Source organism: Bacillus sp. LSHTCR4 (genome assembly GCF_057197025.1).
The window spans coordinates 1,363,804-1,381,696 of record NZ_JBXUNO010000001.1; the positions used below are offsets into that span (position 1 = coordinate 1,363,804).

Here is a 17,893-nt window from a genome sequence, read left to right on the forward strand (position 1 = left end):
AGGGATCATTGTCTGGAGGGGTTTCATTCTATGTATTTTTCGTATTGATAGTGGTTCAACTAGAAGCTTTCTTTGCTAATTCAGTTATATAGTTAAAAAATTCATTGTGGTTTACATCATATACTACATTTACAGGTCGCCCACCATCAAATTCCACTGTACGCCCCTGACTTGGTCCATATGTATGAACGATACTATTAATCGTTTGGGTTTTCGCGAGGTTAGTGTTTCCGACAAGCGCAGTTGTTAGTACGTCCCACAAGTAGTAAGTAGAGTTCGTTGAAAAGTGAACGAGGGGCGGAACCATCGCATAGCATTGGCCAAGGAAATCTACACCAATATACTTTCGTTCTTTTGCCCAACGTTCACGTATGTCTATAGTTAATGGAACTTGGTTTGTACTTTCTAGTGTCACTAAGTCGATTTCAATTTTTGATTCCCATACACGAGCTACTGCTTCAGGGTCCCAAAATGAATTCCACTCAGCTGTTCCATCATGCTCTGGTTCATGTACATTGCCTGCGGTAAGAAATGTACCACCCATCCAAACGAGACGTTCAATTTTATCTTCTATTATGGGAGCTTCATATAATGCACGAGCAAGGTCAGTTAGGGGTCCTGTAAATAATAAAGTTGTTTTTCCTTCAGTTTGTAGAAGCGTTTCTATTAAATGATGATGTGCAGGCTTTGCTACTACAGGTGTTACAACTTTTCCAGCCTCATTTAAAATTGGTAAAGCATCTACATAAAATGCATGCATTCGCCAGTCTTTTGGAAATGGATTTTTCGCACGGGAATTTGATGCGGCTACTTCAATATATTCTTTGCTGAAGCGATCAATAATTTTGCGACTTGCAGACATTGCTGGTTCCAAATAGCAATCAGCAGGGATAACTGAAACACCTGTAAGTTTGACATTATCCATCTGAAGTAATAAAAATAGTGAAATTAAATCATCTACACCACCATCATGATTGAAGTACACTTTTTTTATCATTGTAATCTCCATCCTTTTTGATTTAGTTAGAAATTAAACATGAATTGAGGAAAAGTCATCAATAATTTCGCCCACTTCAATTTCGCCATTAATGAGTAGCTCAGGCAGTTCGTTATTCACATTTCCTTTCCAATATTCTCTAGCTTGTTCCATTTTTTGAGAAAAAGGAATAGCATCTTCTTTCGGTAAAAGATTCCCGTCACCTTCAAAAGAACTTCCGATTACTCGTAGTTTAACAATCTGCAAAACTTCTCGATTGTAAGAATCAAATAATGCTTTCCATTTTAAAGTATCTTCATAGCTTTTAGCAGCATATAAACAAGACAATCTTGATGGATAATCAGGGTATTCTTGCAGCCTAACCATTTCCACAATCGTTTCTCTAATGGCCCTAATTGTTTGATCCATGTAATTCATAACTACTGTAGCATTTTCATTCTTTATATGTAATTCTTCATTTGTATAATGTTCTTTTAAAATTTGTATAGAATCTTCACCACTAGAATTCAAATGTTCTCTTTCAAAAAAGAAGTGGAATAGCGTATTCGTTTGATTTTTATTAAATTGAATGCTTTGTCCGATCTTCATTTTTTTCCTTGTTACGATATGATATACGAAAAATCCTTGTTCTTTCATGGTTCGCCTCCTAGTAGTAATGTTTAAATTAAGTAATTCAACATTGAAATATATAAAACCTTTATAAGTAAAAGTGAGAATTTGAGTTGAAAGTAAAGAAAATATATGAAAACGTTTTAAATTTGTTCACAAAATGTTCACTTACGAAGGGGGTTTTAATATCGATATAATGACAAAGACTCAAAGAGAAAGGATGATGAATTTTGCCAACAACAAGAAAAGAAAACCTCCAATTTGGTATGATGATGTGCCTTGGGATGGTTATCGTAATGACGTTTTACAATTTACTAATGAATGGATCAGGAGGGTCAATTCATATTAAGGAGATTGCATTAGAACTACTAATTGGATTTATTATTGCGCTATTAATTGAAATATGTATCGTTGGACCTTGTGCGAAAAAAATTGTCTTCGCGTTACCGTTTGATAAATCGAAGAAAGTAAATATTATTATTACGATGGCGACAGTTATGGTCATTGGAATGGTATTCTTTATGTCTTTTTACGGAATGGCTATGATGTATTTACATGGTGGACTGCAAGGAGATTCATTTGTTTCAATTTATTTTTCGATTTTTATTAAAAATTTCATAATGGCATATCCATTACAATTAATTATTATGGGACCGCTTGTACGTTTCTTATTTGCAAAGTTTGTTATGAAAAGGAATCTTTTAATGTAACGTAATTTTTATTTATAAAACATTATATATTAATAATGAAAAATGAACACATCTCGCATTTTGGGGGTGTGTTTTTTTGTTCATTCCAAGTTATTTTCATAGTGATGTGACATTTGTCCTTTTGCCATTATAGGATTATAGCTTTTAATTAAGTCAGAAAGAAAAGGCGAGGAGATGATTTTTTGAAAGGTATTATATTTGCTATTTTTGCAGGGATATTTATAACACTTCAAGGGACCTTTAATGCGAAACTTAGTTCACATATCGGTATATGGTCGACGAGTATTATAACCCATTTAATTGGATTCAGTATTGCAACAACTGTATTTTTGTTAAAGAAAGAAGAGAAAGTAACGGATTTAAAGAGTGTGAAAAAAGTATATTTAGCAGCGGGTGCATTTGGTGGATTCATTATTTGTGCAGAAACGATGGCGATATATTCATTAGGAGTTACATTGACAGCAGGCACACTAATGGTTGCTCAATTGTTAACGGCAACAGTTATTGAAATGAAAGGACTGTTTCATATAAAAAAGATACAGATGGAGAGATATCATATTGTGGGAACAATAGTAATGATTATAGGTATTGTTGTATTTAATATGTAAAGGAAAGGAGGAAATGAATATGGAGAATAGATCAGGTTTAATTACGCATTATTTGAAAAACAATAAAACACTCGAGGTTTTTTCAGAAATAGATACAGCTTATTTTCAATTAAATCATTTTGAAAAAGGCGAGCTTATTTGCAATATAGATGAAGAAATGAATCGTTTATATTTTGTTGTGAAAGGTAAAGTAAAAGTTTACACGATTACCCCTGAAGGGAAGAAACTAATTCTTCGCTTTATCAATCCATTGGCCATTGTTGGTGATATTGAATTAATACAAAATAGTAAAGCACATAATGTCGTTGAAGCTTGTTCAGATGTTGTAGCAATCTCTATTTCTCATACGGCTATTAGAAACGAATTATTACATGATCCTATATTTATGAAGTTCTTACTTGAAAACATTGCGAACACGTTAAAAATATCGACTCGTTTTACAGCTCTTAATTTACTTTATCCAGTAGAAGTACGTGTAGCTAGTTATTTACTTTCTATTTCTACTGATAGTAATGGGAATATGTATAAAGATGATTTGGATGCAACTTCGGTAACAAGTATTTCGGATTTTATAGGGGTAAGTTATAGGCATGTAATTCGGGTGTTACAAAAATTTTATAAAGAAAAATTAATTGAAAAGAGTAATGGAGTCATTGTAATTAAAGAATTTTCTAGAATGAAGGAAGTAGCGAAAGATAATATATATGAACAATAAAAGGGAGAGAAGGATGATGGATGGATTTAGTCTAGCTATATTAGCAGGAATATTAATTAGTTTACAATCTGTTTTTAATACAAAAGTGAATGAAAATGTAGGGCAGTGGTTAACAACTGCATGTGTTCTTGGAATAGGTCTCATAAGTTCTATACTATTTTATTTCATTACAGAAAACAGTATTAGCATTAAAGTGTATACTACAAATTATTTGTTTTATGTAAGTGGATTGTTTGGCATTGGGTTAATTATTTGTATAATGGGTGCAATAAAGAGTTTAGGTCCAGCGTATACGGTGCTAATTAGCCTTATTACTCAATTGGTAGTTGCTTTATCCATTGATACATTTGGATTGTTCGGAATGGAGAACGTCCCATTACAAATAAATAAGTTAGTTGGTATAGGTTTATTAATTGTGGGAGTTGGAATTTTTAAAAATCTATCTTTGAATAAGAAAGCTATTCATATAAGAAAGGATAGGGTCTAAAGAATTTAAAGGTAAAAGCTGTTAATGGTCAGAACATATACATTTAAAAAGTAGTAAGTGGGTTATAAGGAGAGAGGGTAAGTGATTCAATATATGTTGCAAGATGGTGTACATGATTTGGAAATCGATGAGATTCAACATTTTAGCTCCCATGTATAGTACATGCAAGATTTTATCCCGCTATTTGTCGGGCAGTAAGACCCCCACCTCAAAATTCAGCGAAAGCAAAGAAGCTAGGTGGGGGCTAATAATCAGTGGGGGATGAACAAAGCCCCCACTGATTAAAGTTTCACTTTACAATTATGTTTCTGCCTTTGATTTTATTAAAATGAACATTTATGACCTAAGTATAAATGTATTGAGTACTTCTTTACTTATTATTTTTTGAACCGTAAATGAACAAACTTCAACATTTTTATTAAATTTACAATTCTCATCATTATACGCGTACTACCATCCCAATCTTTATTTGTAGGTATATCTTTAAAGAAAGGGGAGCAGCTTAATACTTTTATTGTAGAGGACCATTTTTCTATTGATTTTGGATTGTTTACGTAAAAATACATCATAGAACCATTATTACCAGATTTCTTTACAGTAGCATTCGAAATATTCAGTGCGAACTTTGATTCAGCGTCAAAATATAATTCTCCTCCAGGGAAACGTTTTGACATAGCGACTAGGATCTTTTTTAAATTTTCTTCTTTAAAGTAATAAAACACACCTGCTGATATGAAAAGAATGCCGTCATTTTGATCATATTTTATATCATCAAACCAAGAAGTATCAAAAAATGATTTAGCTATACTAGTATTCCTTGGGGTATCTTCAATTAAAGTTTTGCGAAAAGAGATTGCATCGGGCAAATCAAGGTTGTACCAATGTATTGTACCGTTATCGATTCTTGAAAAAGTAGTGTCTAGTCCGGAACCAATGTTTACAATAGTAGCTTTCGGGTGTTTTATTATAAATTGTTTTATCGTATCGTCAATTTTTCGTGCACGGGTAATGTATGTGATACATCCGTATTCTCCAAATGTATTTGCTATTGTTGAGAAGTCAAAATCACATTCTTTAATAATTCGAATAGCCTCTATATCATCTAAAATATCCTTATTTTTCTCACTGCCATATGCTCTTCCCCAAAGTGGAATAAGCATCGTACCTTGTACAGATTGTAAATCTAATTCTTTAACCATGAAACATCCTCCGTTTAGTAATAAACAATATATTTAGTCGTTATTTAACATTTTTGAGAGCATTGTATTTGTTTTATGTAGTCCATAAGTTAAATCCCGCCTATCTTCTTCAGATAACTTTTCGAGATTTACTGTGAAATTAGTATATATTTGTTTCCATCTTTCATAATGTACTTTTTCAGCTTTTTCTGTCAGAGAGATTAATATAGCTCTTTTGTCTACCATATCTTGCTTTTTTATGATGTATCCGTTTTGTTCTAAGTTACGCACTGTTACACTTAATTGTTGTTTAGGGATGTTTAAATAACTAGCAATCATTTTTAAGTTTACAGGCACCTTTTGCTGGGCGATATACTCTACTACGTGTTGTTCTAAATGTGTAAATTCTGAGGATTTCTCCGATAGTAATTTAAAAGTACCTGACATATTTAATAATAAATTCATGTATTCATTTAATAATTCGTTTTGGGTCATTGTTTTTGATTCCTTTATGAGTTTAGTAATTATTTTATTACTAAATTAACTATAATACAATTTAAATCACTCTTTATAGTAAATAAAAGTTTACTAATAACTATTTTTTAAAAGTTATGTGGACTGAATTATGAGGGGGCGAGAAGTGGTTTTAGGCAAGGAGAATATAACCGAATATAAAATATTACTAAACATATATAACTAATGAATACAATGTCTTTTTCGGTTATTATGTTGTAAATCATTTTATGATAAAATCTTTTACATAATGAAATAAAGGGGTAGTATTCTATGGGTTATTTCTCAAATGGTTTATTAGTTTTGTTTGTACTTATCGTATGCAGTTGTATATTTTTTGGTTGATAATATAATGAGAGTCTTATATAAAAGAAGTTATTTCAAGTGAGATAACTTCTTTTTATTTTATGTTGAGAAGGAATTCTATCTTCCTTATTGAAGTTTGTTCTAGTTATTTTCACGTCAATCGCAATTTTCATTAAGGGAATTTTATAGAACATTAACAAACTATAGAATAGGGAGTATTTACATGGAAAATAGTATACGCTACACAAGTGAACATCCTACAGATTTTAATGGATTATTCGCTTTATACGGATCATTAGGATGGAATTCTCTTAAATTAACGGTGAATGAATTGGAACAAATGTGTAAACAAAGTTGGTATGTAATATATGCATTTAAAGAGCAACAATTAATTGGGATGGGGCGTATTATATCCGATGGAGTAATAACAGGCGTTATTTGCGGTGTATGTGTAATGCCGGAGTATCAGTATATTGGTATTGGAAAAGACATAGTGAAACAATTAATTCATCAATGCGAACAAAACAAGGTTATTCCGCAACTTATGTGCTTGGAAAAATTGCAATCTTATTATGAATCTATAGGGTTTGAAGCATTCTCTATTGGGATGACAAAACATATTATGAGATAGCGGTGCTTAATATTTTTATTTTACTCGTACATATTTTCAAACTTCAGTATAAAGGAGAGTTGCTGTATGGAGATTGCTAAAGGAGTAGAAATGTTACAACTTGAGTTTCAAGAATTTATCATTCACCCAATTCTTTTATGGGATGATGAAATTGCAGTTTTAATAGATACTGGTTTCCATGGACAATTTGAAGATATTCAAGTAGAGATGGAGAGAGTTGGAGTATCTTTTGATAAGCTAAAAGTTGTGATTTTGACACATCAGGATATAGATCATATAGGTAGCCTTCCTAATTTATTGGAGAATGGTGTAAGTGATATTAAAGTTTATGCGCACGAGTTAGATAAGCGATATATTGAGGGAGATATACCTTTATTGAAAGATGTACATGTAGAGAATCTACCAAAAGGAAAAGTGAGTGACACTGTGATTGATGGGCAAGAACTTCCGTATTGCGGTGGAATACTAATTCTCCATACTCCAGGGCATACTCCGGGTCATATTAGTTTATATTTGAAACAAAGCAAAATCCTTGTCGCTGGAGACTCGATGTATAGTGTGAACGGAATGTTAGGAGGAGTTCATGCCCCAACAACTTTAAATATTATGGAAGCACAGCAGTCTTTGAAGAAGTATTTAAATCTAGATATTGAATCTGTAGTTTGTTACCATGGGGGATTAAGCATGGGGAATATAAAGGTTCAACTTCAAAATTTGTAAAAGGTGAAGATAATAATTTTTTGATAATGGATGCTAAAGTGTAGTCTAATTGTTGGTATATAAATAAAACACTTAAATGATAAAAAAGCATGTTTGAAAAAATTCAAACATGCTTTTTTATTAAAGGAAAGCAGTTTAATATTAGTGACCTAGACCGTTCCAATAAAACGAAACAATTTCTTCTGCTAATTCATCTATATTTGCAAGAATAGGATTGTGATTTTCATCTTTAAAATTCCCAATTGATAATAAAGATACGAATGCATGAGCAGTAAATGTAGCGTTTCCCTTCGGGATTTCTCCAATTTGCATTGCATTATCGAGTGCTTTTTCTAATACTTCATACATGTTGTCTTCAGCATGTTTTAATTGTTTTAATTGTTCTTCAGATAAAGATAGTTTTGCATCTTTCATAAAATTTTTCATATCAATATCCATCGTTGCGTGTAAGTAGACTTTAGCGAAATCCAATAACCTTTCTTGTAACGTTTTATTTGTAGAAAGGATTTGAGACATATTTTCTCGTATACGCACCATCATTTGAATCATAGTAGCGGTAAATAAATCTGCTTTTGTTGAATAGTAATAGTAGACGGTTGCTTTCGTAACACCACAAACTTTTGCTACTTCATCCATGGAAACGACTTGATAATTTTGAGTAAGAAATAATCGAGTTGCAACTTCTAAAATAGTTTCTTTTGTAGATTTTGTATTTTTATTTTGACGAGGCCTTCCAAGAGGGCGTTGTTTTTGTTCCAAATCCATTCGCTCCTGACATGTATTGTTTAGATAATTATAACATAATTTTTATTCATTCTTGATTAATTAACCGACCAGTATATATAATTAATAGTGGAGGAAAAAAGGAAGGTGGGTTTTTTATGAAAAAGCACCCGTTACATATGTTAGGGAGGCTTGTAGCAGGGAAGCATACGCAGTGGATAACTTTATCGGTATGGATTCTTATTACATTATTACTTTCATTTACGTTACCACAAGTAAACAGTACGAAAGAACCGAATCCGAAAAATTTACCTGAAACAGCTATGTCACAGCAAGCGGAAGTACTTATGAAAAAAGAATTTCCGAATAATGCGGGGAATCCGTTGTTAGTAGTATGGTATAGAGATGGTGGATTACAGTCACAAGATTATAAACTCATACAAGACGTTTATAAAGAGTTAAAAGCTAGTCCTTTAAAGGAACAATCAACGTTACCACCATTTGATACAATCCCGGAACAAGTATTATCAAAAAGTGCATCAAAAGATGGTACATCATTTGTTACACCGGTATTCTTTAACAAATCGGCTGGAACAGATATATTAAAAGGAAATATTGAAGATTTAAGAAACATAGTGAATAGTAAGGTCGATGGAGATCCATTTAAACAAAAAATAAGTGAATCTGGTTTACATGTTCGATTATCTGGACCTGTAGGTATTCAAACGGATGCAGTTAGTTTATTTAGTCAAGCAGATGTGAAATTGTTAGTGGCTACTGTATTACTAGTGTTAGTTTTATTAATTTTACTGTATCGTTCACCAATTTTAGCGATTTTACCTATACTTGTTGTTGGCTTTGCATACGGTATTATTAGTCCTACACTCGGTTTTTTAGCTGATCACGGATGGATTAAAGTAGATGCCCAAGCGATATCAATTATGACAGTATTATTGTTTGGCGCTGGAACGGACTATTGTCTATTTTTAATTTCGAGATATAGAGAGTACTTGTTAGAAGAAGAAAGTAAATATAAAGCATTGCAACTTGCGATTAAAGCTTCTGGCGGGGCAATTATAATGAGTGCGTTAACTGTTGTACTTGGACTAGGAACACTATTACTTGCTCATTATGGTGCCTTTCATCGATTTGCAGTACCATTTAGCGTTGCGGTATTCATAATGGGAATCGCTGCTTTAACAATTTTACCAGCCTTATTATTAATTTTCGGTAGAGCTGCATTCTTCCCGTTTATACCGAGAACAACTTCGATGGATGAGGAATTAACAAGAAGGAAAAAGAAAGTAGTAAAAGTTAAAAAATCAAAAGGCGCCTTTAGTAAAAAACTCGGAGATGTTGTAGTACGAAGACCGTGGACAATAATTATGCTAACTGTATTTATATTAGGTGGGTTGGCATCATTTGTACCACGTATTCAATACACATATGACCTATTAGAATCGTTTCCAAAGGATATGCCTTCACGCGAAGGGTTTACGTTAATTAGTGATCACTTTTCAGCTGGTGAACTAGCGCCAGTAAAAGTTGTTGTTGATACGAAAGGAAAAGAGCTTCCTATTAAACAAGAACTAGAGAAATTTTCTTTCGTAAAAACAGTGAAAGAACCAAAAGAGGGGAAAGAAAATAAGCAAATTAAAATGTATGAGGTTTCTTTAGCTGAAAATCCATACTCAATTGAAGCGTTAGATCAAATTCCTAAATTGAAAACCAGTGTAGAAAAAGTATTAAAAGATGCTGGGGTTACCAATGCTGAAGATCAACTATGGATTGGCGGAGAAACAGGTTCATTATATGATACAAAGCAAATTACAGAACGTGATGAAGCGGTTATTATTCCAGTAATGATTAGTATTATCGCTTTATTATTACTTGTTTACTTACGATCAATTGTTGCGATGATTTATTTAATTGTAACTGTTGTATTATCGTTCTTCTCGGCACTTGGAGCAGGGTGGCTATTACTTCATTATGGTATGGGAGCACCGGCCATTCAAGGCGCAATACCGTTATATGCATTCGTATTTTTAGTTGCATTAGGTGAAGATTATAATATCTTTATGGTCTCAGAAATATGGAAAAACAGAAAGACACAAAATCATTTGGATGCAGTAAAAAATGGCGTTATACAAACAGGTAGTGTCATTACATCCGCAGGTTTAATTTTAGCCGGAACTTTTGCTGTGTTAGGAACACTTCCAATTCAAGTGCTTGTTCAATTTGGTATCGTAACAGCAATTGGTGTATTACTAGATACGTTTATTGTAAGACCACTACTTGTACCGGCAATCACAGTCGTTTTAGGTCGCTTTGCTTTTTGGCCAGGGAAACTTTCAAGAAAGAGTAAAGAGATACAAAAAGTGGATGCATAGTTGAAAAAGCCAAGGATATTTTCCTTGGCTTTTTTCAATGACATTAATTTTTTGAAGTCAAATCATCCGATGCAGCATGATCAGCATCTTCAATTGTTGTTTCGGGCATTCCATATAAGCCGTTCATTGCTTGTTCTTCGATATTAAGATTTGCAGTATTATTATTTTGGATAGGTATTGCGTTTTCGATAACATTTTCTTTTTTATTTACATTTTTGTTATTCATGTATGAATCCTCCAAATTTCATTTGATTTATTTATAGTATGTGGATGGATTTCCAGAAATATGTGAATTGATTCTTATAGATGTTATATAATTAAATAAACAATTAGGGTGAAATGTAAACTGTTAGGAGTGAACAATTATGGTGAAAGCAAGGAAATTAGCCTTCTAAAATAAAAAGAAAATTTTAGGAGGCTATTAAAATGAAGTTTCACGTAATTGATAGAGAAAATTGGAATAGAGAGCAGTATTTTGAGCATTATTTAAAATTGAAATGTACGTTTAGTATGACAGTAAATGTTGATATTACGCTTTTGATAGAGAAAGTACATCAAAAGGGAATTAAATTTTATCCGACTTTTATTTATATAATTTCGAGAATAATAAATAAACATAAAGAATTTCGAACATGTTTTAATGAAGAAGGAGTTTTGGGTTATTGGGAGGAAATGATACCAAGTTATACAATCTTTCATAAAGATGATAAGTCTTTTTCAAGTATATGGACGGATTATTCAAGGGATTTTCGCATTTTCTATAAAAATTATGAAGAAGATATGAGATGCTATGCTAATGTTCATGGTCTTTTCACGAAAGAAAATATTCCGCCTAATGTATTTCCGATTTCTAGCATACCTTGGACTAGTTTTACTGGATTTAATCTAAATATTAATAATGATGCTGATTTTCTATTACCAATTATAACTTGTGGGAAATATTTTAATGAAGAAAATAAGGTTATGCTACCAGTTTCATTGCAAGTTCATCACTCGGTTTGTGATGGGTATCATGCAAGTCGATTTATAGAAGATTTACAGGAGTTAAGTAATAGTTGCAACGAGTGGCTTAAGTAACAACTAATTTTTAATTCTATACAATTGAAAATGAATAATAGAAGAGAACATGTTTATATTGCATGGTCTCTTTTTTATTCATTAATAATAAGTAATAGTGGAAAATATAGGCTGATTTGTAGTTTAATAGTAAATAGATAGATTAGTGTTAATTTTCTTTGTTTTTAAAAATTTAAGGATATAAATGATTTAATAGGGGGTAGTAAAGGGAAATTCGTAAGTATTGAAAAAGAAGAGATCCTAATTGAGAATATGGCAAAACTGTATTGTAAAGCATTTGAAAAAACAAATTTCAATGAGATGATTGAGCGAATGAAAAGACATGTAGAATATGCAGATTTTAAAGGTATAGTAGCAATAAATGATGAAAATGAAGTGGTTGGTTTTACTTATGGTTATCGCTCATTAGAAGGACAGTACTATAATCAATTAATGAGAGAAGCGTTAAATCTAGAGCAAGTAGAAGAGTGGTTACAAGATTGTTTTGAATTTGTAGAGTTAGCAGTTCATCCACAATATCAAAATGAAGGTCTTGGAACGAAATTACATAATGAATTACTAAAAGGGATTTCAAATAGAACGAGTGTTTTAACAACACAAATAAACAATGAAAAAGCGCGTTCGTTATATGAAAGATTAGAGTGGATAAATATAATGGAGCCATTTCATCCAAGTACAAATGATGTTCCATATATAATAATGGGCAAAACTTTAAAAACAAAAGTGAATTGATAATTATTTCGTTCGCAAAGATTATTAGCTTGTAACAATAAAGGGGAAAACAAAAATGACAATAATATCTATAGAAAAAGCTACTATTGTAGATGCTGAAAAGTTAACAGAAATAATGACAAGAACATTTGATGAAGAAGCAAAACGATGGCTATGCGGTCAAGGGGATGTTATTGACTATAACATCCAACCACCAGGTTATTCTTCAGTTGAAATGATGAAATATTCGATTGAAGAGTTGGATTCTTTCAAAGTGATGATGGATGAAAAAATAATCGGGGGAATTATAGTTACGATTTCTGGTAAGTCATACGGTCGAATTGATCGTATTTTTGTAGATCCTGTGTATCAAGGAAAAGGAATTGGATCATATGTAATGAAATTAATAGAAGAGGAATATCAAAGCGTAAGGATTTGGGATCTTGAAACATCTAGTAGACAACTTAATAATCATCATTTTTATAAAAAAATAGGCTGTGAAATAATTTTTAAATCTGAAGATGAGTATTGTTATGTAAAAAGAATACATGTAGGTTCAGTTGAAGAGAACTTAATTAAAAATAAAGATATGAAAACGGGGAAATACGAAAACTGTAATTTGGTTAATACAGAATATTATCAAGTGAATTTAAAAAATAGTGCATTTGTTGGTAGTAATATAATGCAAATGAATATGAGTAATTGTAATGTAAGTCAATCTAAGTTTAGAAATATAAATTTAAAAAGGTCTTTATTTGCAGATTTAAATCTTTCCGGTAGCAATTTTAATTTGGTGACATTAGGTGGAGTGCAATTTAAAAATACACGTCTTGGAGATGAGAAGGAACCTATTATATTCGATAATTGTGATTTAGAAGGTAGTGTAATACATAATAGTAATTTGAAAAATGTTGAAATAGAAAATTGTGATATGACCGGTATGAAAGTAAATGGTATTCCAATTGAAAAGCTGCTTGCGTTATATAATAAAGTAAAAAGTTAACCGGTATTAATTGTAGATAAGTTGTCCGTAAATCTAATATTATCCCGAAATAATTATGTAAAAATAACATAAAAAAATAAAGAAGAGAAGGGGTTTTATGCGGGAGGCTAGAATGTATTTTCTTGTTGAGAATATGGAGGGAAGAAAATATGACGATCAAAGTAAGAGCGGTAGAAATACAAGATGCTAGAGCGATTCACAGTATATGCATACAGGATGACGTTTTACCTTATATGGTTTTCTTACCTAGTATGCGTGTAGATGCGATGGAAAATAGAATTCGAAATTTAGCGCCAAATCAATTTGAATTTGTCGCAGAGTATGATGGAGAAGTTGTTGGATTTGTTGGGTTAACTCAAAGTCCAGGACGTAGATCTCATTCGGGTGATTTGTTTATCGGGGTAGATAGTGAATATCATAATAAAGGCATTGGAAAAGCACTTCTTACAAAAATGATTGATTTGGCTGATAATTGGTTAATGTTAGAGAGAGTAGAACTAGGTGTTTTAGAAACGAATCCTAAAGCGAAATCTCTATATGAAAAATTCGGATTTGTAGAAGAGGGAGTAAAGATAGGGAATTTGAAGGCTCACGGAAAGTTTATTAATGAAATTATGATGAGTCGTTTTAGACCTGATGGTTTAATCGTACATAATGGATAGTGAAAAGCATGACAGTATACTGTCATGCTTTTTATTTGTTAGATGTTGTTAGGTAGTTTGGGTTGCATTAAAAATAATGCTAAACCAATAAAAATAACTGTAATGCCTAGTCCTTGTTGTAAAGAAATCGTTTCATTTAATATAAAGTACGCTAGTATACAAGTTCCAATCGTTTCTCCTAAAATGCTCATAGAGATAACAGTAGCGCTCATCCATTTTAATAACCAATTGAATATTGTTTGGCCTAAAATCGTTGCAATAAACGCTAAGCCAAAAAAATAGATCCAAGTTTGCGTAGAGTAGTGGATGAAAGATTCGTTTTGCATGTAAGCAAATACACCAAGAAAACAGGCGCTACTTCCATAACTAATGAGCGAATATGGTATAAGTGATAAATCTTTGCGAACATGTTGGCTAATGAAGAAATAAGCTGTAATAATTCCTGCCGCAATAAACGCTAAAATATCCCCGTATAAAGCTTCTCCGCTAATTTGGAAATCTTGCCATCCAATGATGATACTTCCCGAAATGGCGATGAGGCAACCAAAAACTGCTCCTTTCGTAAATCTCTCTTTAAATAGAAAATAACCAACAATCATTGAGAACAAAGGTTGTAATGTTACGATAACTGTAGAGCTTGCTACAGAAGTATATTGTAATGATTCAAACCATAGTACATAATGTGCAGCTAAAAATAGCCCAGATATGAATCCGAATGTCCATTGTTTTTTCGTTAAAGTTTTTAGCTCATTTCGACTATTTTTATTAAATAGTAATAACGGTAACAGAATCAGTGTGGCAAAGAATAATCGGTAAAAAGCAATGATTGTCGCAGGAGCATCGGCCAATTTTACAAAAATCGCTGAAGTTGATAAGGCGAATACGCCGAAAAATAAGATGCAATATGAAAGAATAGGTGATTTCAAAGTTTGTCCCTCCGATAGATTGTCTATTATAATGAACTAAATACGATAAAATGTACAAAGGTAAGTATATAAGTCTCGGAGACGATAGAAAAGGATTATTTGCCTTTGTTTAGTATGTCAGCACAAAGACAACGAAAGATGCAATATGATGGACGAAAGGAAGTTTTTATTATGATACATGATAGACTCGGACAAACTGTTTTAAGTTATCGTAAGAAAAATAATATGACAATTCGTGAATTCGCTGAGTATGCAGGGATTAGTACGTCACTAATTAGTCAAATTGAAAGAGGACATGCGAATCCCTCGTTAAGTGTATTGGAATTAATAGCGAAAGCATTAAATGTACCGCTATTTACACTGTTTATTAATGAGATTGATACAGATTCACTCATTTCTAAGAAGAAAGATAGAAAGAAAGTGTATCGAGAAAATAGCGATCACATAGTATATGATGTATTAACACCTGATTTTATGAAAGCGCGTATTGAAATGTTAATGATGGACTTAAATAAACAAGCAAATACAACGGAAAGTCACTATTCACATGAAGAGAAGGAAGAAATTGCTGTTGTTATGAAAGGAGAAGTTTATGTGGAATTAGAAGGCAAAGAGTATTTCTTAGAAGAAGGGGATGTTGTACGTATCCCGCCAAATGTGAAACATCGTTTTTTGAATAAAAGTGATGAATCCAATCATATTTTATTTGTATTGACGCCATCTTTAGGATGAGTATAAATTGATTTTTATTACGGGGGATAGAAAGATGGGAAATAAAACTGTGTTAAAAGGTGGCTTGTCAATTATTTCTCAATGTAAAAAAGAAACAAATGATATTTGGCATGCACATTTCGGAGCAGCTGCAATTGCTAGTTACTTTTTCATGAAAGATAACGATATAGAAGAAGAGGTAACTCGAAGTATGTTTTCTCAAACAAAAATGATGCTAAGCAAGCAAAAATTAGGTAAAATCATCGATCATAAAGAAGAAATTGATTTTCAAAGTGCTGAAAAAATGATTATAAAATCATTAGAACATACAATTGATGAACTTCATTGGGTCGGACATAATGTCATTTATGCTGCATTAAGTTTATTAGCTATGAAAGAGTTACAAAAATGGGGTGATATTCAAGCAATTGAAGGGATTACGAACCTTATATTATCGTTTCGAAAAACAATTCCAGGTAGATCGTGGATTGGTTTTACGACGAAGGAAGTAAAAGAATTAAGTATAAAAGATGAGATAGAAAGTGAATTGAGAAATCCGAAACAACTATCAAAGTTTATTTTAAAGGAGCTATCGCAATTTAATATTATTTATAGAGCGGAATCGCATCATGATTTAATTGGTCATTTACTTACATTTTCTCATGCAATTAATATTATGTATGACTTAGGGCATATAGATATATTCCACCGAGCGATACGTCCACTATTAAAACTAGTATACGTGTTACGTGCTAGTCAAAATCTAACGTCAAATAGTGAAATAACTTTACAATCACCGATAGATTGTTTACCTTTAATCGAAACGAAACGTGCTCATATTTTACCAACAGAAAATCAGTTTTGGCTAAAAGACTACAGTACATTTGATTGGGATTTTGGACATGTCTTTAAATTCTCATATAGTTACTTTGATCATATTAAGAGGGCTCCAAAATATAAAGATATAACTTTAGAGAAATTCCGATTTGTTATGAATACGTAATGAAGCCTAATGGTCTGTATTAAGGTACAAAAATATAAATTTATTTGTTGTTAGTATATTATTTTAAAATATGTAAGATTTTACATGAGTATTTTACTTTTACTAATTATGTAAATAGGCTATACTAAAATACATACATTTTAGTATTGGAGAGAGAAGTAAAACGACATGGAATTAGTGAAATTGGAAAAAGTAATTGAAATAAAGAAAGAAGAACTTTTATATTTAGTATCAGATTACGGAATTCAACATGAAAAAGTATTGGCATTAAGTCAAGAAATAGACAAATTAATTAATTACTTTATGTTTTTAAAATAGGAAGAACTATGACATGATGTGAAAATGTTATAGTTCTTTTTTATTTGGAAATTCAAATGTATACTATATACTAATAGTTGATAGAATATTCTGTTTTAAAGGTGGGGGAACTATGATATTATTTACGCACATTTCAGGCGAAGGGGAACAAATCGTACTTTTACATTCTGGTGGTATGACAGGTTTAGTAGAATATGAAGAGCAGGTAGCATTTTTTCGAGAACAAAATTATCAAGTCATTCGCCCTGATTTAAGAGGGCATGGAAGATCAGGAGGAGCATTGGAGGATTATTTCATACGTTCTGCAAAGGATTTATATGATACGTTAGAGCATCTACAAATTGATAGATGTCATATAGCTGGTGTTTCACTAGGAGGATTAGTCGCTTTATTATTTGCAAAAAACTATCCACATAGAGTGAGAACATTAAGTTTTTCAGGTATCTTTCCGGTTAAGAGAGAAAATTGGGAGGAGTCTCAGGAGTATGAAGCAAAGTGTCATCAACAATTGATGGAAAATGAAGAAGTTGTAACTTATATGAATCAAATTCATGAAAAAAGTGATTGGAAAGCATTGCTTGAATCGTGGCAAGTTAAAGATTGGTACCCATTTGATGAGACGGGTGATGTAGCTAATCTTGAAGTGCCTACTCTTTGTATTGCTGGGGGAGATTCAGAAGATGAAGTTACAGCTGCTACAACGTTCAAACAATTAAACGAAAATATTCATATTGCCGTTATTCCGTTTGCTGGTCATTTAGTGCATAGTGATCAACCGAAAATTTATTCGAATATATTGTCTAATTTCTTACAGAACGGGCAAGTTGCTAGTCGAATATAAGGACTTTTGGGTATAATAATAAAGGAATTATTAATTGTATCGGTTAGGAGCGCA

22 protein-coding genes are annotated in these 17,893 nt (G+C 32.0%); 15 read left to right on the top strand and 7 right to left on the bottom strand.

Annotation, left to right across the window (positions count from 1 at the left end):
• Positions 1-55 precede the first annotated feature (55 nt).
• A complete protein-coding gene (locus tag AC2CGR_RS06960; RefSeq protein WP_131102115.1) occupies positions 56-997 on the bottom strand; it encodes a nucleoside hydrolase in 942 nt (313 codons plus the stop codon).
• Positions 998-1,030: 33 nt separating this feature from the next.
• A complete protein-coding gene (locus tag AC2CGR_RS06965; RefSeq protein ID WP_484480682.1) occupies positions 1,031-1,633 on the bottom strand; it encodes a DUF2441 domain-containing protein in 603 nt (200 codons plus the stop codon).
• Positions 1,634-1,836: 203 nt separating this feature from the next.
• On the opposite strand from AC2CGR_RS06965, the gene AC2CGR_RS06970 reads away from it, so the two are divergent.
• The 4 genes from AC2CGR_RS06970 (at position 1,837) to AC2CGR_RS06985 (ending at position 4,126) form a co-directional block, all read left to right on the top strand.
• Positions 1,837-2,316: a DUF2798 domain-containing protein gene (locus tag AC2CGR_RS06970; RefSeq protein WP_484480683.1), complete on the top strand. Its 480-nt coding sequence runs from the start codon at positions 1,837-1,839 to the stop codon at positions 2,314-2,316.
• Positions 2,317-2,498: 182 nt separating this feature from the next.
• Positions 2,499-2,924: a DMT family transporter gene (locus tag AC2CGR_RS06975; RefSeq protein ID WP_087964356.1), complete on the top strand. Its 426-nt coding sequence runs from the start codon at positions 2,499-2,501 to the stop codon at positions 2,922-2,924.
• 19 nt (positions 2,925-2,943) lie between these two features.
• Positions 2,944-3,639, top strand: a complete 696-nt coding sequence (locus AC2CGR_RS06980; RefSeq protein WP_484480684.1) for a Crp/Fnr family transcriptional regulator — start codon at positions 2,944-2,946, stop codon at positions 3,637-3,639.
• A 16-nt stretch (positions 3,640-3,655) separates the two neighbouring features.
• The gene (locus AC2CGR_RS06985) at positions 3,656-4,126 is read left to right on the top strand and encodes a DMT family transporter (protein WP_087964358.1); all 471 of its coding nucleotides are present in this window, start codon (positions 3,656-3,658) and stop codon (positions 4,124-4,126) included.
• 377 nt (positions 4,127-4,503) lie between these two features.
• Here AC2CGR_RS06985 and AC2CGR_RS06990 read toward each other — a convergent pair whose 3' ends face one another.
• Both AC2CGR_RS06990 and AC2CGR_RS06995 read right to left on the bottom strand, forming a co-directional pair.
• The gene (locus AC2CGR_RS06990) at positions 4,504-5,325 is read right to left on the bottom strand and encodes a class I SAM-dependent methyltransferase (RefSeq protein ID WP_484480685.1); all 822 of its coding nucleotides are present in this window, start codon (positions 5,323-5,325) and stop codon (positions 4,504-4,506) included.
• A gap of 33 nt (positions 5,326-5,358) precedes the next feature.
• The gene (locus AC2CGR_RS06995; protein ID WP_087964360.1) at positions 5,359-5,799 is read right to left on the bottom strand and encodes a MarR family winged helix-turn-helix transcriptional regulator; all 441 of its coding nucleotides are present in this window, start codon (positions 5,797-5,799) and stop codon (positions 5,359-5,361) included.
• 547 nt (positions 5,800-6,346) lie between these two features.
• Between AC2CGR_RS06995 and AC2CGR_RS07000 the strand changes: the two genes are divergently transcribed.
• The gene (locus tag AC2CGR_RS07000) at positions 6,347-6,754 is read left to right on the top strand and encodes a GNAT family N-acetyltransferase (protein ID WP_484480686.1); all 408 of its coding nucleotides are present in this window, start codon (positions 6,347-6,349) and stop codon (positions 6,752-6,754) included.
• A gap of 66 nt (positions 6,755-6,820) precedes the next feature.
• Entirely contained in the window at positions 6,821-7,474 is a 654-nt protein-coding gene (locus AC2CGR_RS07005) for an MBL fold metallo-hydrolase (protein WP_484480687.1), read from the top strand.
• A 141-nt stretch (positions 7,475-7,615) separates the two neighbouring features.
• Here the strand turns inward: AC2CGR_RS07005 and AC2CGR_RS07010 are convergent, their stop codons facing one another.
• Positions 7,616-8,239: a TetR/AcrR family transcriptional regulator gene (locus AC2CGR_RS07010; protein WP_087964363.1), complete on the bottom strand. Its 624-nt coding sequence runs from the start codon at positions 8,237-8,239 to the stop codon at positions 7,616-7,618.
• 116 nt (positions 8,240-8,355) lie between these two features.
• On the opposite strand from AC2CGR_RS07010, the gene AC2CGR_RS07015 reads away from it, so the two are divergent.
• Positions 8,356-10,587, top strand: coding sequence for an MMPL family transporter (locus tag AC2CGR_RS07015; protein ID WP_484480688.1), 2,232 nt, complete (start codon positions 8,356-8,358; stop codon positions 10,585-10,587).
• 43 nt (positions 10,588-10,630) lie between these two features.
• Here AC2CGR_RS07015 and AC2CGR_RS07020 read toward each other — a convergent pair whose 3' ends face one another.
• On the bottom strand, positions 10,631-10,813 hold the full coding sequence (locus tag AC2CGR_RS07020; protein ID WP_087964365.1) for a DUF4021 domain-containing protein: 183 nt from the start codon (positions 10,811-10,813) through the stop codon (positions 10,631-10,633).
• Between the two features lie 200 nt (positions 10,814-11,013).
• On the opposite strand from AC2CGR_RS07020, the gene catA reads away from it, so the two are divergent.
• The 4 genes from catA (at position 11,014) to AC2CGR_RS07040 (ending at position 14,040) form a co-directional block, all read left to right on the top strand.
• Positions 11,014-11,664 carry a type A chloramphenicol O-acetyltransferase gene (catA, locus tag AC2CGR_RS07025; protein WP_087964366.1) on the top strand — a complete coding sequence of 217 codons (651 nt, stop codon included), beginning with the start codon at positions 11,014-11,016 and terminating at the stop codon, positions 11,662-11,664.
• A 252-nt stretch (positions 11,665-11,916) separates the two neighbouring features.
• Entirely contained in the window at positions 11,917-12,396 is a 480-nt protein-coding gene (locus AC2CGR_RS07030) for a GNAT family N-acetyltransferase (protein WP_087964367.1), read from the top strand.
• A gap of 37 nt (positions 12,397-12,433) precedes the next feature.
• On the top strand, positions 12,434-13,378 hold the full coding sequence (locus tag AC2CGR_RS07035) for a GNAT family N-acetyltransferase (RefSeq protein ID WP_484480910.1): 945 nt from the start codon (positions 12,434-12,436) through the stop codon (positions 13,376-13,378).
• A gap of 149 nt (positions 13,379-13,527) precedes the next feature.
• Positions 13,528-14,040: a GNAT family N-acetyltransferase gene (locus AC2CGR_RS07040; protein ID WP_087964369.1), complete on the top strand. Its 513-nt coding sequence runs from the start codon at positions 13,528-13,530 to the stop codon at positions 14,038-14,040.
• Positions 14,041-14,078: 38 nt separating this feature from the next.
• Here the strand turns inward: AC2CGR_RS07040 and AC2CGR_RS07045 are convergent, their stop codons facing one another.
• A complete protein-coding gene (locus AC2CGR_RS07045; RefSeq protein WP_484480689.1) occupies positions 14,079-14,966 on the bottom strand; it encodes a DMT family transporter in 888 nt (295 codons plus the stop codon).
• Between the two features lie 171 nt (positions 14,967-15,137).
• Here AC2CGR_RS07045 and AC2CGR_RS07050 point away from each other — a divergent pair, with 171 nt between their 5' ends.
• The 4 genes from AC2CGR_RS07050 (at position 15,138) to AC2CGR_RS07065 (ending at position 17,839) form a co-directional block, all read left to right on the top strand.
• The gene (locus AC2CGR_RS07050) at positions 15,138-15,698 is read left to right on the top strand and encodes a helix-turn-helix domain-containing protein (protein ID WP_087964371.1); all 561 of its coding nucleotides are present in this window, start codon (positions 15,138-15,140) and stop codon (positions 15,696-15,698) included.
• Positions 15,699-15,732: 34 nt separating this feature from the next.
• On the top strand, positions 15,733-16,680 hold the full coding sequence (locus tag AC2CGR_RS07055; protein WP_087964372.1) for a hypothetical protein: 948 nt from the start codon (positions 15,733-15,735) through the stop codon (positions 16,678-16,680).
• 168 nt (positions 16,681-16,848) lie between these two features.
• Positions 16,849-16,998: an aspartyl-phosphate phosphatase Spo0E family protein gene (locus AC2CGR_RS07060; RefSeq protein WP_000424361.1), complete on the top strand. Its 150-nt coding sequence runs from the start codon at positions 16,849-16,851 to the stop codon at positions 16,996-16,998.
• A 112-nt stretch (positions 16,999-17,110) separates the two neighbouring features.
• Complete coding sequence (locus tag AC2CGR_RS07065; protein WP_087964373.1) at positions 17,111-17,839, top strand: alpha/beta fold hydrolase; 729 nt, start codon at positions 17,111-17,113, stop codon at positions 17,837-17,839.
• The last annotated feature ends 54 nt before the right edge of the window (positions 17,840-17,893 follow it).